The organism is Flavobacterium sp. N1994, assembly GCF_025947145.1.
In the GTDB taxonomy this organism is placed as follows: domain Bacteria; phylum Bacteroidota; class Bacteroidia; order Flavobacteriales; family Flavobacteriaceae; genus Flavobacterium.
In genome coordinates, this window is the sequence record NZ_CP109999.1 from 1783539 (window position 1) to 1800084 (window position 16546).

At 33.2% G+C, this 16546-nt stretch carries 12 protein-coding genes and 2 tRNA genes; 9 read left to right on the plus strand and 5 right to left on the minus strand.

Annotated elements, in window-relative coordinates; genetic code table 11:
- Positions 1-35: 35 nt before the first annotated feature.
- Together OLM53_RS07955 and OLM53_RS07960 are read left to right on the plus strand one after the other, a co-directional pair.
- Positions 36-2177, plus strand: a complete 2142-nt coding sequence (locus tag OLM53_RS07955; RefSeq protein ID WP_264519707.1) for a S46 family peptidase — start codon at positions 36-38, stop codon at positions 2175-2177.
- 158 nt (positions 2178-2335) lie between these two features.
- The gene (locus OLM53_RS07960; protein ID WP_264519708.1) at positions 2336-2566 is read left to right on the plus strand and encodes a hypothetical protein; all 231 of its coding nucleotides are present in this window, start codon (positions 2336-2338) and stop codon (positions 2564-2566) included.
- A gap of 116 nt (positions 2567-2682) precedes the next feature.
- Here the strand turns inward: OLM53_RS07960 and OLM53_RS07965 are convergent.
- The 3 genes from OLM53_RS07965 to mutS form a co-directional block, all read right to left on the minus strand.
- Positions 2683-2768 (minus strand) — tRNA-Leu (locus OLM53_RS07965).
- A 38-nt stretch (positions 2769-2806) separates the two neighbouring features.
- Positions 2807-2879: transfer RNA gene (locus OLM53_RS07970), tRNA-Gly, on the minus strand.
- A gap of 141 nt (positions 2880-3020) precedes the next feature.
- Entirely contained in the window at positions 3021-5627 is a 2607-nt protein-coding gene (mutS, locus tag OLM53_RS07975; protein ID WP_264519709.1) for a DNA mismatch repair protein MutS, read from the minus strand.
- A gap of 153 nt (positions 5628-5780) precedes the next feature.
- Between mutS and OLM53_RS07980 the strand changes: the two genes are divergently transcribed.
- Both OLM53_RS07980 and OLM53_RS07985 read left to right on the plus strand, forming a co-directional pair.
- Complete coding sequence (locus OLM53_RS07980) at positions 5781-6254, plus strand: DUF1573 domain-containing protein (RefSeq protein ID WP_264519710.1); 474 nt, start codon at positions 5781-5783, stop codon at positions 6252-6254.
- Between the two features lie 104 nt (positions 6255-6358).
- Positions 6359-6889, plus strand: coding sequence for an RNA methyltransferase (locus tag OLM53_RS07985; protein WP_264519711.1), 531 nt, complete (start codon positions 6359-6361; stop codon positions 6887-6889).
- Here OLM53_RS07985 and folK read toward each other — a convergent pair.
- Positions 6886-8022 (minus strand): 2-amino-4-hydroxy-6-hydroxymethyldihydropteridine diphosphokinase, encoded by a 1137-nt coding sequence (gene folK / locus OLM53_RS07990; protein ID WP_264519712.1) that lies wholly within the window; start codon positions 8020-8022, stop codon positions 6886-6888. The two genes, OLM53_RS07985 and folK, sit on opposite strands and share 4 nt — an antisense overlap.
- A 178-nt stretch (positions 8023-8200) precedes the next feature.
- On the opposite strand from folK, the gene OLM53_RS07995 reads away from it, so the two are divergent.
- Positions 8201-10798, plus strand: coding sequence for an AsmA family protein (locus OLM53_RS07995; protein ID WP_264519713.1), 2598 nt, complete (start codon positions 8201-8203; stop codon positions 10796-10798).
- A gap of 33 nt (positions 10799-10831) precedes the next feature.
- On the opposite strand, the gene OLM53_RS08000 is transcribed toward OLM53_RS07995, so the two are convergent.
- Complete coding sequence (locus OLM53_RS08000) at positions 10832-11626, minus strand: DUF2797 domain-containing protein (protein WP_264519714.1); 795 nt, start codon at positions 11624-11626, stop codon at positions 10832-10834.
- A gap of 80 nt (positions 11627-11706) precedes the next feature.
- On the opposite strand from OLM53_RS08000, the gene OLM53_RS08005 reads away from it, so the two are divergent.
- The 4 genes from OLM53_RS08005 to OLM53_RS08020 all read left to right on the plus strand — a co-directional run bounded on the left by OLM53_RS08005 (position 11707) and on the right by OLM53_RS08020 (position 16546).
- Complete coding sequence (locus OLM53_RS08005) at positions 11707-13233, plus strand: GH3 auxin-responsive promoter family protein (RefSeq protein WP_264519715.1); 1527 nt, start codon at positions 11707-11709, stop codon at positions 13231-13233.
- A 4-nt stretch (positions 13234-13237) separates the two neighbouring features.
- Positions 13238-13378 (plus strand): hypothetical protein, encoded by a 141-nt coding sequence (locus OLM53_RS08010; protein WP_264519716.1) that lies wholly within the window; start codon positions 13238-13240, stop codon positions 13376-13378.
- Entirely contained in the window at positions 13375-14256 is an 882-nt protein-coding gene (locus tag OLM53_RS08015) for a DMT family transporter (RefSeq protein WP_264519717.1), read from the plus strand. The genes OLM53_RS08010 and OLM53_RS08015 overlap by 4 nt, the downstream gene beginning before the upstream one ends.
- A 73-nt stretch (positions 14257-14329) precedes the next feature.
- A complete protein-coding gene (locus OLM53_RS08020) occupies positions 14330-16546 on the plus strand; it encodes a TonB-dependent receptor domain-containing protein (RefSeq protein ID WP_264519718.1) in 2217 nt (738 codons plus the stop codon).

Consider the following 16546-nt stretch of genomic DNA (forward strand, 5'->3'; position numbering starts at 1 on the left):
CAAATCAAATGCCTATAACTCTAAATAGTTACACTATGAAATCCTTAAGATTACTACTCTTATTTGTTTTTATTCAAGGTTCCGCACAACAAGGAGGTATGTGGATTCCATCTTTATTAAAAGGAATGAATGAAAGTGAAATGAAAAACTTAGGAATGAAGATCACTGTTGACCAAATTTATTCCATTAATAAATCGAGTTTAAAAGATGCCGTGCCTCAATTTAATGGGGGATGTACTTCTGAAGTGATTTCGCCCAAAGGATTAATTTTGACTAATCACCATTGCGGATTTGATGCCATTCAGAATCATTCAAGTGTTGAGCACGATTATATTACTGATGGTTTTTGGGCCTACAAAATGGAAGACGAATTACTCAACAAAGGAATGGTTGTTTCTTTTGTTATCAGAATTGAAGATGTCACTTCTAAAATCCTAGATGGAACCACTTCATTAGCTGAAACCGAAAAGCAAAAGAAAATCCAAGAAAATATTGTGAATCTGTCCAAAACGCTACCAAAGGAAGCCTGGCAGGAAAACATTATTAAAACATTTTATTATGGCAATCAATATTTACTTTTTGTAACAGAAACATTTAAAGATATTCGTTTGGTTGGAGCACCACCGAGTTCGATTGGAAAATTTGGAGATGTCACTGATAACTGGGTTTGGCCAAGACACACAGGAGATTTTTCATTATTCCGAATTTATGCAGATAAAGACAACCATCCTGCAGAATATTCTACTGAAAATGTTCCTTACAAACCCAAATATTACTTTCCAATTTCGATTAAGGGATTGAAAGAAAATGATTTTACTATGGTTATGGGATATCCTGGAACAACTCAAGAATATCTTCCTTCCTATGCTGTTGACCAAATTATAAATATCATTGATCCAACTAAAATTGAGCTGCGCGATGTTACATTGAAAGTTCAGGATGGATTTATGCGAAAAGACAATGCTATTAAAATTCAATATGCTGCTAAAAACGCTACCATTGCTAATGCATGGAAAAAATGGAGAGGAGAAATCAAAGGTTTGAAAAAAGCAGATGCTGTTAGTGCTAAACAAAAATTTGAAAAACAATTTCAAGAAAAAGTTTTAAAATCTGGTAAAGAAGCAGAATACGGTAAATTACTATCTGATTTTGAAAAAAATTATTCTGAAATCAAAGACTATGCTTTAGCAAAAGCTTTTTTTGATGAAACAGTGGTAAGAAATGCTGAAATTCTCTCTGTTGGATATAAATTGTATCAATTAGAGCAAATATATAATGTCAAGGGAGAAGATGCTTTCAACGACAGAAGAAAAACTTTGGTAAATGGTTGGGGCGAGTTTTATCAAGAATTTAATCCGACAGTTGACCAAAAAGTCTTGGAACAAATACTTGATATATACAGCAAAAAATATCCCAAACAGTTTTTGCCAAGTTCTTTAACAAATATTGATGCTTTAGCTTTATCAAATGAAGTTTTTACAAATTCAAAATTAGTAAGTTATGATAAAGTTAAAGAATTATTGAACGGTGATAGTAAGACTGTTTTAGAAAATCTAAACAATGACAAAGGATATATAGTTGCAAAAACTATTATTGATTCACATTTGAAAAATGTTTTGCCAAAATACGATGAAATAAATTTAAAAATAACCGCTACTCAAAGAACCTATATGAAAGCTATCTTGGAATTGTTTCCTAAAAATAGAGTATTTCCAGATGCTAACAGTACCCTAAGGGTAACATATGGTAAAGTGAAAGGCTATAAACCCAATGATGGCGTTATATACGAACCATTCACTTATCTTGATGGTGTTATGGAAAAATATATTCCTGGGGATTATGAATACGATGTTTCAAAGAAACTGATTGATTTATACAATACAAAAGATTATGGCATATATGGGGTTAATGGTAAAATGCCTCTTGATTTCATTGCTACAAACCATACCACTGGAGGAAATTCAGGAAGTCCAGCTTTAGATGCTAAGGGAAATTTAATTGGCTTGAATTTTGATAGAGTTTGGGAAGGAACAATGAGTGACATTTATTATTCACCTGAAATCTGTAGAAACATTATGGTTGATATGCGTTATGTTTTATTTATAATAGATAAATTTGCTAATGCTGAAAACATCATTAAAGAATTAAAAATAATCACTCCTGAGAAGAAAAAATAAATTTTTAAGCAAATTTTTATTTTTTGGCACGATTATTGATAAATAGAAAGCGAAGCAAAATATAGGTTTTTTAAAAAAAGTAAAAAAATTATTTTAACCTATCAAAAAATTTATATCTTTGCCTCGAATTAATAATTAACCTTTTATAATTAAGTAAGATGAAAAAAGTATTTTTAAGTTTAGCTGTTATCGCTGCATTAACTGTAGTATCTTGTAAACAAGCTGATGCTAAAGGTGATGCTGCTGCTGACACAACTGCTGTTGAAGCTGTTGACACTACTGCTGCACCTGCTGTTGATACAACTGCTGCTCCAGCTGCTGATACAACTGCTGCTAAAACAGAAGCTCCAGCTGCTACACCAGCTCCAGCTGCACCTGCAAAAAAATAATTAGACACTAATTATTTTAAAAAAATCAAGCCACGCAATGCGTGGCTTTTTTTATGCAATAAATTTATTAGAAAATAAAAACAAAAAAAGCTTCAAACATAGTTTGAAGCTTTTTGTACTCAGAGCGGGACTTGAACCCGCACGAACATTGCTGTTCACTGGATTTTAAGTCCAGCGTGTCTACCAATTTCACCATCCGAGCATTTGGAGATTAAATAAATTTAACTTCCTATGGTAAAGAGCGAAAAACGGGGCTCGAACCCGCGACCTCGACCTTGGCAAGGTCGCGCTCTACCAACTGAGCTATTTTCGCATTATCAATTTTTAAAAGAACCAATACTTCTACCGTATTGCGGATGCAAATGTAATACTAAAATTGAATTATACAAACCTTTTTTTGAAAAAAACTTTTTGAAAATATAATCATCTGATTAGCAAAACCAAGTCCACAAAACTATTTTTTTTGCAGCATCCTCTTTAACTCATTCAACTTCATTAAAGCCTCAACTGGCGTTAAAGTGTTAATGTCTAAATTCAGAATATCTTCCCTGATTTCCTCTAATAATGGATCATCCAAATTAAAAATATTGAGTTGCATTTCATCTTTAGCCGATTTAATACCATTTAATGCATCACTAGAATGATTTTTTTCTAGTTTCTTTAAAAGTTTTTGAGCTTTTTGTATTACCATTTGTGGCATTCCGGCCATTTTAGCTACATGAATACCAAAACTATGAGCGCTTCCTCCTTTTACTAACTTTCTAATAAAAAGAACAGTATCCTTCAACTCTTTAACCGAAACATTATAATTCTGTATCCTTGGTAGTAATTCACTCATTTCATTCAATTCATGATAATGTGTAGCAAACAATGTTTTTGGTCTCGCTGGATTCTCATGCAAAAACTCTGCAATAGCCCAAGCTATAGAAATTCCGTCATAAGTACTAGTTCCTCTACCAATTTCATCCAACAAAACGAGACTTCTATTTGAAATATTATTCAAAATAGATGCGGTTTCGTTCATTTCCACCATAAAAGTAGATTCTCCCATCGAAATATTATCGCTAGCTCCAACTCTTGTGAATATTTTATCCACAATACCCATTCTTACTTTTTCTGCTGGGACAAAACTTCCCATTTGAGCCAAGAGCACAATTAAAGCAGTTTGTCTTAATATAGCCGATTTACCAGACATATTAGGCCCCGTAATCATGATTAGTTGTTGTGTTTCTCTATCTAGAAAAACATCGTTAGCTACATATGGAATTCCAACAGGCAATTGTTTTTCAATTACCGGATGACGTCCGTTGGTGATTTCCAGTTCAAATGTATCGTCTAATATTGGACACACGTAATCATTTTCAATTGCTAATTGTGCAAAAGACAATAAACAATCTAATTGCGCTACAAGATTTGCATTTAACTGAACTGGCTTAATGTAAGTTCCTATCCAAATAACCAATTGTTCGAACAAATGGCCTTCTATTTGATGTATTTTTTCTTCTGCCCCGAGAATCTTGGTTTCGTATTCTTTTAATTCTTCCGTAATATAACGTTCAGCATTGACTAAAGTTTGCTTACGAATCCATTCAACAGGAACTTTATCTTTGTGTGTATTTCTAACTTCTATATAGTAACCAAAAACATTATTGAAAGAGATTTTTAAAGATGTAATTCCCGTTCGTTCTGATTCTCTAGCTTCAATACCTTCTAGAAATTCTTTTCCTGAAAAAGCTATATTTCGCAATTCATCTAATTCAGCATGAACTCCAGTGGCTATAGCATTCCCTTTTGCTATTGCTACAGGTGCATCTTGATTTAATGTAGTTTTTATTTTTTCTCGAAGCAAATCACATGCATGCAAACTGTCGCCAATGATACGAACAGCCTCTTGCTTGCTCTCTAAAGCGATATTTTTAATTGGAATAATAGCGTCTAATGATTCTTTTAGATAAATAACCTCACGAGGAGAAATTTTACAAGTGGCAACCTTTGAAATTAATCGCTCTAAATCAGAAATCTGTTTGATTTGATATTGAATCTTTTGAAGAATCTCCTGATTATCTTTTAAATAAGTAACCACCTCATGACGGCTTCTAATCTTATTGATATCCTTCAAAGGCAAAGCCAACCAACGTTTCAGAAGTCTTGACCCCATTGGCGAAAGCGTTCTATCAATAACATCCAAAAGAGTTACAGCATTATGAGAATGACTGTGGTATAATTCTAAATTACGGATTGTAAAACGATCCATCCAAACATAAGCATCTTCAGCAATACGTTGAATATTGGTGATGTGCTGAACTTTATTATGTTGTGTTTCTGATAAATAATATAAAATGGCTCCAGATGCAATAATACCATCAGGCAATTCTTCAATGCCGAAACCTTTTAAGGAATTGGTTTGAAAATGAGAATTCAAAATCTCATGAGCATAGTCTTCTTTATAAACCCAGTCCTCAAGAAAAAAAACATTAAAATCTTCTCCAAAAGTCTCTTTAAATTGTGCTTTATTATTCTTTTGAATCAAAATTTCACTCGGACTAAAATTCTGCAATAGCTTATCAATATACTCTTCATTGCCTTGAGCCGTAAGAAACTCGCCAGTAGAAACATCAAGAAAAGACACCCCTAATTGCTTCTTGCCAAAATAAACTGATGCTAAAAAATTATTGGATTTTGAATGTAACACCTCATCATTCATAGCAACCCCAGGAGTTACTAATTCCGTCACTCCACGTTTAACAATGGTTTTCGTCATTTTTGGATCCTCTAATTGATCACAAATAGCAACTCGAAGACCCGCTTTTACTAATTTTGGTAAATAAGTATTTAAGGAATGATGTGGAAAACCTGCTAATGCTGTTTCGGTTTCAGAGCCAGCACCTCGTTTAGTTAAAACAATTCCTAGAATTTTAGAAGCGCGAATGGCATCTTCGCCAAAAGTTTCATAAAAATCTCCAACTCTAAATAATAAACACGCATCGGGATATTTTCTTTTTATCTCGTTGTATTGTTTCATTAAAGGGGTTTCCTTTACTTGATTTTCTTTGGCTGACAATGGTTTTTGAATTTAATTATAGTGAAAGCGAATTTAAATATTTTAGAACGATTAGACATCTTATTAAAAAATTAATTTAACCTTAAGACAAAAAAATGCAAGTGAATATATTTTTTGAATAGATTTGTCTCAGAAACTTAAATACTATTAAAAATGAAAAAATTTATTTTATTAGCTGCAATTACTGTTTTTGGTGTTGCAACTAGCAACGCACAAACTGCTAAAAAAACTGCTAAAAAAGCAGATGCTCCAGCTAAAGTTGAAACTCCAAAAGTGGACGGCGCTGGTATGGTTTTCGAAAACGAAACTATCGATTACGGAACAATCCAACACAATGCTGATGGAAAAAGAGAATTTGTTTTTGTAAACAACGGAAACAAACCTTTAACTATCGAAAGTACTCAAGGTTCATGTGGATGTACAGTTCCTACTAAACCAGAAAAACCAATCCAACCAGGAGAAAAAGGTGTTATTGGTGTAAAATATGCTACTGACAGAGTTGGTGCATTTACAAAAACGGTTACTGTAAAATCAAATGCTACAGGACAAGAAACTAAAGTTCTTACTATTAAAGGAACTGTTTTACCAGATGCTCCAGCTGAAGGTGCAACTCCAGTAAAAAGCTAATTTTAGTTAATTATAATTCATGAAAGTCTCGATTTATCGGGACTTTTTTTTTGAATATCTTTGCCCCTCATGACCAAAGGTCAAATTTTATAAAACAAAAAAACATGCGTAAGCTCGAAAATAAAGAATTAGAAAGAAAATCGGTTGAAGATTTTAAAGACGCTACTAAAACTCCAATAATTATTGTTCTAGATGACATTAGAAGTCTTCACAATATTGGTTCTGTTTTCAGGACTGCTGATGCTTTTTTAATTGAAAAGATTTATTTGTGTGGCATCACGGCCATACCACCCCATAAAGAAATCCACAAAACAGCACTCGGAGCCACAGAGACGGTGAGCTGGGAATATCAAAATGATGTTTTAAGTGTGATTGAAAATTTGAAAGCAGAAAATGTTGCTGTTTTTGCAATTGAACAAGTTGAAAATGCTGTTTTTCTCCAAGATTTTAAACCCGAAAATGATAAAAAATATGCTCTAGTTTTCGGCAATGAAGTCTTTGGTGTTGCTCAAAAAGCCATTGAAATTTGTGACGGTTCTATTGAAATTCCACAATTAGGAACAAAACATTCCTTAAATATATCGGTAAGTGCTGGAATTGTAGTTTGGGATTTATTCCAAAAAATAAACTACTAATTGGTAATTTTATTCTGAATTTCATTCAAAACAAAAACATAATCTTCTTGGTTATTCTGAAAATCTCTATTGGTCACATCAATTATTAAAACGTTTAAATTTTTTTGTGATTTGATATAATCTAAGTAACCGCTATTGATTTTTTCGAGATATTCGGCCGGGATTTCTTGTTCGTAGCTTCTGCCTCTTTCTCTGATGTTCTCTAATAGACGCTCAGTACTTTGATACAAGTAAATATATAAATCAGGCTTTGGCATCTCTTTATAGATGATGTCAAACATGGTTTTATACAAACGATATTCATCTTCTGCAAGCGTAACTTTGGCAAAAATCAAAGACTTGAAAATATGATAATCAGCAACAATAAAGTCTTTAAACAAATCAAACTGCGCTAAATCATCGGAAAGCTGTTGGTATCGGTCGGCCAAAAAAGACATTTCTAACGGAAAAGCATACCGACTCTGATCTTCGTAAAATTTTGGCAAAAATGGATTATCAGCAAAACGTTCTAAAACCGATTTAGCATTAAAATCTTCAGCCAATTTATTGGTAAGCGTTGTTTTTCCTGCTCCAATATTCCCTTCAATGGCGATATAATTAAAATGATCAAGTTTCAAACTTGCTATTGGCAATTCTAAATTTTGAATCACTTTGCAATTGCTCTTGTCTTCAGAAAGCAATAACAGTTCATGCAAATATTTTTGTAAAATTGGATGACGCCAATCTAAGTTTAAATCTTTCATCGGCAACAAAACAAAAAGGCGGTTTTGCATTTCCGGATGTGGGATTTGAAGTCTTTCTGAAGCAATAATTTCTTCATCAAAAGCAATGACATCAATATCAATAATTCGAGCTTGATAGCCTTCCACATTTTGACGAACTCTACCTAAAGCTTCTTCGAGCAACAAACATTCTTCCAAAATCTGATGGGCTGATTTATGCGTATTCATGATCACCGCACAATTGCAGAATTTTTCACTTTCAAAGCCCCAAGAAGGAGTTTCATAAAGCTTGGAAACTCTGATAATTGTTCCAATTTCTTTATGCAAATGATCAATACAACGCTCAATATTTTCAAGACGATTGCCCTGATTAGTTCCTAAAGATAAAATGACTTGATGCTGCTTTTTCATGGAAGCACAAATTAACTAAAACTATTTTAGAATAACCGCAAAAAGGAGTAGACTGTTAATAACAATTTCTCAACAATTGGCATTCGATAAAATCATAAAACTTCTATAAATAGTAATTGCTTTATGACTAAAAGGCATTATTTTTGTTGAAGAAACGCGTAACTAAATCTATCTTATCATGTTAAAGAAAATCTTAAAAATAGTTGGAATCATTTTATTGCTGTTAGTCATTTCAGCTTTTGCCATTCCGTATTTTTTCAAAGATCAAATCAAAGCCCGAATTCTAACTTCTATCAATGAAAAAGTAGATGCTAAAGTGGCTTTCGCCGATGCCGATTTGAGTTTATTTAGAAACTTTCCCAATGCAAGCGTTTCGATTGAAAAATTATCCATTATCAACAAAGCACCTTTTGCTGGAGACACTTTAGTAGCATTTGACGAATTGAATCTAAAAATGTCTATCAAAGAATTATTCAATGGTGAAAATGAACCTATGAAGATTGATGGAATCTCCTCAAAAAATGGTTTGATTAATATTATTTTCAACAAAGATGGTATTGGTAATTATGACATTGCTATAAAAGATAAAACGGGAGATAACAGCAAAAGCAAACCACTATCTTTAAAAATAAAAGAATACTCGGTTGAAAATTTCAAGTTTAAATTCACTGATGAAAAATCTAAAATCAAAATGCTTATAGACAGCATTAATCATCAAGGAACAGGAGATTTTGCTGCTTCAAAATTAGATTTGGATACTAAAACTACTGCTAAGGTTTCGCTTGACATGGACAAAGTAAATTACATGAATCATGTTGCCATTTCCTTAGATGCTTTACTCGGGATTGATTTAGACCAAAGCAAATACACTTTCAAAGAAAACAAAGCTAAAATCAATGAATTGCCTTTAGAATTTGACGGCTTCATTCAATTAGTAGAAACAGGTCAACAATATGATTTGAAATTTAAAACCCCAACCTCATCCTTTAAAAACTTTTTAGGATTGATTCCCGCTAAATATTCAAGTAATCTAAAAGAGGTTAAAACGACTGGTGATTTCACTGTTGTAGGTTTTGCCAAAGGCTTGTATTCTAAAACTTCTGTGCCCAAATTCAATATCGGAATCGCCTCAAATAATGCTTCCTTTCAATATCCAAACTTGCCAAAATCAGTACAAAAAATTATCATTGACACCAAGATTATCAACGAAACTGGTGTGATGAATGATACGTATGTGAATCTAGATAAATTGTCATTCCAAATTGATCAAGATGTTTTTAATGCAAAAGCCAATATTAAGAATATCTCCGAAAATGCTTTGGTCAATGCCGCCTTAAAAGGAACCATTAACCTTGGCAATCTTACAAAAGCCTATCCAATAAAACTAGACAAACCGTTAACTGGAATTCTGAAAGCGGATGTCACCACAGAATTCGATATGCAATCCGTAGAAAAAAGCGATTATGCCCGAATTAAAAACGCTGGAACCCTAGATTTAACTGGGTTTAACTATACGGATGAAAACGGCAAAACAATGAAAATTAGCAAAGCTTTAGTTTCATTTGATCCTAGTCGAGTGAATCTGAAACAATTCAATGCTACCACAGGAAAAACCGATTTAGCTGTGAATGGAGTTTTAGAAAACTTCTACGGTTTTGCTTTTAAAAATCAGGAACTAAAAGGAAACTTCAATTTGAATTCCAATCAATTGGCCGTTAACGATTTTATGACTACAGAAACCGCAGCAAAAGACAAGAAAGCCAGCGAGCCCATGAAAATACCAGCATTTCTTAATTGCACTTTAACCGCCAAAGCCAATACGGTTTTGTATGACAATCTGATTTTAAAAGATGTTTCTGGAAAAATTAGTATTAAGGACCAAAAAGTAACTATTGAAAACGGTAAAACAAATATCTTCGGAGGTTCTATTGCTTTCAATGGTGATGTTTCGACTAAAGAAAAAATTTCCAAGTTCAATATGGACTTAGGCTTAAATGGTGTTGACATTGCGCAAACCTTTACGCAATTAGATATGATGAAAAAAATCGCGCCAATAGCCGGAGTTATTAATGGAAAACTGAATTCGAAAATCAAACTTTCTGGAAATCTAAAAGACAAAGAAATGACTCCTGATTTGAATAGTATTTCTGGTGATTTATTAGGACAATTACTTTCAACCACTGTAAATTCAAGCAACTCCGCTTTATTGACCGTTCTTGATGATAAATTAAGTTTTGTAGATTTAAAGAAATTAAATTTAAATGATTTAAAAGCGGCACTAACTTTTAAAGACGGAAAAGTAAACGTAAAACCTTTTGACTTAAAATACCAAGACATCAAAGTAACTGTTGGCGGAACTCATGGTTTTGATCAAAATATGAACTACAATTTGAAATTAGATGTCCCTGCTAAATATTTAGGAACTGAAGCTAATAATTTGATAGCAAAATTATCCCCTTCTGATGCTAAAAAACTTGACAATGTGCCAATCAATGCCATCCTTACTGGGAATTTTAAAAACCCAAAAGTATCAACAGATATTAAACAAGCGACAACCAATTTGGTTACAAACTTGGTAAAACAACAAAGAGATAAATTAGTCAGCGGTAGCAAAGATGCCCTAAACAGTATCATTTCAAATGCCACAAAATCAAAAACAGACAGCACTAAAACGGATGTAAAAACAGATATAAAAACGAAAGCAACCGATTTAATCAATGGTTTATTTGGCAAGAAAAAACCAGAGGATCCAAAACCAGCAACTACAACAAAATAAAAAAGAAACCCTTTCAATAGAAAGGGTTTTTATTTAGATATTGATTTTTACAACATAGCCTTCAAAAGTTCGAACATTGAAAACGGTTCCGTCTTCGAAAATTAGGTACTGTCCTTTTATACCCATTAATCTTCCTGAAAAATTAGGTGACTTATCCAAATTCAAGCTATTGACTTTAGTGGGATAACGCAATACAGGATAATGCAATTCATATAAATCTTCTTTATCAATATGATAAAACTCTTGAACTTCTTTTGGAATTATATATTGTAAAGAAGCTTTTTCTTTGAGCAAATCGACTTGAGGAATATCATTTTTTAGCATTTTTTGCCAATTCGTTTTATCCGCATAATGGTCTTTCAAAGCTACCTCTGTTATTCCAGCCAAATACCTGTTAGGAACTTCTACAATAGGAATGGCTTGCACCGCCCCTTGATCAATCCATCGTGTGGGCACTTGAGTTTGTCTTGTAACTCCCACTTTCACTTCACTTGATAAGGCTAAATATACAATGTGAGGTTGCAATTGCACTTTCTTCTCATATTCTAAATCGCGGTCTTCTATGTCTAAATGCGCAGTGCTTAATTCGGGCTTCATAATCCAATCTCCCGCTGCAGCTGAACTCATAAAGCAATCATAACAAAATCCTTGACGGAATATTTTTTTCTTTTTGCCGCAATTCAAACATTGATAACCAATAAAATTGATTTCTAAAGATTTATCAAGCAACTGATTTAAACTCAAAAAACTATTTTCAAACACCAAATAATACTGAATCGGATTTAAGAATTCCGTTTGCATTTTGGTTAACACTCCTTCGTAGGTCATATTTTATTCTTAAGATTATTTCCTATATTTGGTAAAGTTATAACTCCTAATTCGTAATTCATAATTCCCAATTCCAAAAAATGCCGATTCCTTTAATCAATTCTATCGCTTCTTGGGTTTTGAAACAACGCATTCATCAGATTGAGTTGTTTTTAAAATATCCTCATGAAGTGCAAGAAGAGTTGATGATGAATCTCATCCGTTCTTCGGAAGAAACGGTTGTTGGGCAGAAATATGATTTTAGTAGTATCAAATCGTATCAAACTTTTTCCGAGAGAGTGCCTGTCTCTTCCTATGAAGATTTAGAACCAATGATTGAACTTACTCGAAAAGGAGCTCAAAATGTTTTTTGGAACACCCCTATTAAATGGTTTGCTAAATCAAGCGGAACTACCAATGCGAAAAGTAAATTTATTCCCGTAAGCAACGAAGCTTTAGAGGATTGTCATTACAAAGGGAGCAAGGATTTGTTATGCATGTATTTGAACAATAATGAAAACTCAGATATGTTCTTGGGAAAAAGTTTACGCTTAGGAGGCAGTTCTCAGATATACGAAAACAACAATACTTACTTTGGAGATTTGTCTGCGATATTAATAGAAAACATGCCTATTTGGGCAGAATTCAGCAGTACACCGAGCAGTAAAATATCGTTAATGAGCGAATGGGAATCCAAACTCACAGCTATTATCAACGAAACCAAAAATGAAAACGTAACCAGTTTTGCTGGTGTTCCTTCTTGGATGTTGGTCTTACTCAATCGCATCATGTCGGAAACGGGAAAAGAGAATTTGTTTGATTTGTGGCCTAATTTGGAAGTTTATTTTCATGGAGGAGTTAGTTTTGAACCTTATCGTGAACAATATCAAAAGATTTTACCAAGAAATAATTTCAAGTATTATGAGATTTACAATGCTTCTGAAGGTTTTTTCGCCATTCAAGATTTGAATTATTCCAATGATTTGTTGTTGATGTTAGACTATGGCATTTTCTACGAATTCATTCCGATGGATACTTTTGGTACCGAAAATCAAAAAGTTATTCGACTTTCCGATGTTGAGTTGTTCAAAAATTATGCAGTGGTCATTACTACCAATGCGGGTCTTTGGCGTTATTTGATTGGAGACACCGTTCGATTTACTTCATTATCTCCTTACAGAATTCGTGTTTCGGGAAGAACCAAACATTATATCAACGTTTTTGGTGAAGAATTGATGGTGGAAAATACCGATATGGCATTGGCCAAAACTTGTTCTGCTTTACATTGCGAAGTAAAAGATTATACCGTGGCTCCCGTTTTTATGAAAGGTAAAGAAAAAGGATCCCATGAATGGATGATAGAGTTTAAGAAAAAACCCGAAGACATCGTTTTATTTCAAAAAACGTTAGACGAAAATTTACAGTCTTTAAACTCAGATTATGAAGCCAAACGGTACAACAATATGACGCTAAATCCTTTGGCTGTTAATGTAGCAAGAGAAAATCTGTTTTATGATTGGCTCAAAGAAAACGACAAACTGGGCGGCCAACATAAAATCCCACGTCTTTCAAACCAAAGAGATTATTTGGAACAATTAAAGAATATGCAGCTTGATGTTGTCAAATAATTGTATGAAGAAAATTGTTTTATATTGTATTCTTTTAGCTATTCTAAACTCTTGCGGACCTCATCGAATGCGATGCGGACCAGGAAGAAGATGTTTGGTTGATGTAAAAAAAGAAAAACCGATGATCAACAAATCAACTACTTGAAAACAAAACTCTATCTCTCCTTATTTTGTGTAGCTTTCTTTTGGGGAACTACTTTCTTGGCCATTCGAGTTGCTGTTGAAACTATGCCTCCTTTTCTTATAGCAGGTATTCGGAATTTGATATCGGGATCTATTATATTTCTTTATTTGTTATTCCAAAAAAAATTAGAACGAGTTAATCCGAGACAGTTTTTACACGCTTTTGTTCTTTCACTGTTGATGATTGTCTTGGCCAATGGTTTGACAACCTATTCCGAAAAATATATTACTAGCGGATTGGCTTCCTTAATCTCAACGCTTTGTCCTTTTTGTGTATTGGTTTTGAATTTAATCTTAGGCTATGAGAAACTATCTTTCAAAACAGTTATTGGTATTCTATTAGGGATGTTTGGTATTTTCTTAATCTATCAAAGTAGTTTATCCGATTTGTTAATTCCAGAATACCGACAAGGTATTTTTGCTATTCTTCTAGCTATATTAGCTTGGGCCTTTGGAACCATAATTATGAAAAGAGGTCGTGAAAATGCCTTAACCATGCTGATGAATGTTTGTGTCCAAATGCTGATTGCTGGTGTTATTTTAACCGCCATTCAGTTTAGTTTAACACCCACTATCTCTATGATAGCCTGGAGTACAAAAAGTATTCTTGCTGTGATTTACTTAGCTCTTTTTGGTTCCGTTGCTGGGTATGTTGCCTTTAGTTATCTGTTGACTCAATTACCTTCTACTAAAGTTACGGTGCTCTCTTATGTCAATGTTGTGGTGGCTTTATTTTTAGGCTGGTTAATTCTTGATGAAATAATTACAGGCCGAATTATTTTGGCGGCAACACTAATCATAAGTGGCGTTATTATAGTGAATTATAAAAAAACCAAATAATTTTTTATTGTGACTTGTAACAATTTGTTTGATGCAAAGTCTTATCGACAATCATCAATCAAAATAATCACAAATGAAATCACTAGGCATTACCTTATGTTTACTTGCCACGAGTTTTATATTCGCACAAGAAGCACCGACTAAAAGTCAAGAAACCCCAAAGACAGAATCCAATCCCCCAAAAGAAAAAGCAAACGAACTTTCAGAAGTTACCGTTTACGGCAACAAGAAACAGTATCTCAAAGTAGAATCAGACAAAACTACTATTAATGTCCGAGACAACGCGATGCTTAACAGTGGAAGCAGTTTAGAAGCCGTAAAGAAAATCCCGGGTGTTATCACCTCTCCAACAGGAAGTATAACCTTAAACAGTAAAGGCGTTACCATTTATATTGATGGTTCTCCGAGCACATTAAGCGGAACTGATTTGCAAAATTATCTCGCTACGCTTCCTGCAAATTCTATTGAAAAGGTGGAATTAATTTATAATCCTGGCGCTTCTTTTGATGCGAGTGCTAGTGGTTCTATTATCAATATAATTACCAGTACCAAAAGAAAGAAAGGCATCAACGCTAGTTTTAATATCAATTATAATTTTAATAAATATCAAAAGCCAAGTCCACAAATCTTATTGAACGGGAAAGTTAAAAACTTGAGTTGGCAAACGATGATTGGCTACAATTATATTGATGGAGAAAACAAAACTCAAAACGACCAAGTCTTTACTACTTTTACCCCTAACGAGCATCTTATTCAAGATAATTTGTCAGTAATTACCAATCGTAATTTCTATTTCAGAACTGGTACTAATTATAAGTTGAGTGAAAAATCAAATTTGTTGTTTAATTATAATGTAAACGTAGCCAATGACCGATTTGTAAATACGTCAAGCACTACTGGAACTGGAATTGATTATACCAATAATAGTTTGTCCAAAAACAAAAACAACAATCACGAAATAAGTTTGCAATTCAAGACTAAACTTGACACTATTGGAAGAACATTAGATGTCACTGCTTTCAGCAACTTTTTTGATAAAAAACCACAAACAGAATCAAACGGTTTAAGCAATGGCAATCCTACTTACTACAATGGCGATGTAAACTTCAAATTAGCTAATCATTATTTGAAATATGACTTTGCGATTCCGTTTAATAAGATCAATTTCTCAGTGAATACTGGAGGAAAATTCAATTTGATTAAAGTAAATGATAAAGGAATTTATAATTTGAATAGCCCTGCTAACTCGGTTACCGATTTTGATTTCAAAGAAACCAACCTAGCCTTTTATGTTGAAGCTAGAAAAAAAATCAAGAAGTTCAACTTTACAGCTGGAATCCGTTTTGAGGATTTTAAAGTAGATAGAGCTGCACTTCAGAATAACACAACAACTAATGTGAATTTCAAAAACAGTAACTTCTTCCCAAATGTTAGTGCTTTGTATGAGTTCAATGACAACATAAACCTATCAGCTTCCTATTCGAAAAAAATTCAGCAAGCCGATTATAATACTTTAGACCCTAACAATTTTGCCAACTTTGACCAATACAATTCTTCTAATGGAAATCCATTCTTGGACCCAACGTTTTTTGACAACTTCGAGTTAAAATTGACGGCTTTTCAGTTTGTACAATTGGGTGGTAATTATACTATTGCTAAGGATGTAAACAAATTCATTTTTGATGCCAATCCGGGAGAATTGGTAAGTAATCAAACCTTTAAACAGTTTGACAAAATCAATACTATGAGTCTTTATGCTTCCTTCCCTATTCCTTTAGATTATTTCTTCAAAGGAAAAGAAGAGTTCCAAAAGCGAATGGCTAATATGGACAAGATGAACTACATCTTCTTCAATATCAATTATATTAAATTTGATACTCAAGGGTATAATTTTTCTTTTGACACTAAACCTATTTGGAGTTACACAGCTCAAGCGCAAATTATGCTGCCTTGGGAAATAAAAAACACACTGTCTTATAATTACACTCCTCCTGGCACTTGGGAAATTTATAATATAACTAAGACCATTCAGGAATTTGATATTTCGTTTAATAGAGATTTCTTAAACAAAAATCTTAAAATAGGCTTGCATTGTTTTGATGTGTTTAATACTAATGAAATTAATGCTATCGTTTCTTCCACTAATCTTCAAAGTAAGTTTTATCAAAAGCCGGATTCCAGAACTTTTAGAATTTCGTTAGTGTATAACTTTGGAAACTTAGCTTTGAAAAAAGAAAATACCGATATTGATGTTGATAAGAAAAACTCAGGTGGAGGCTTCTTGAAATAG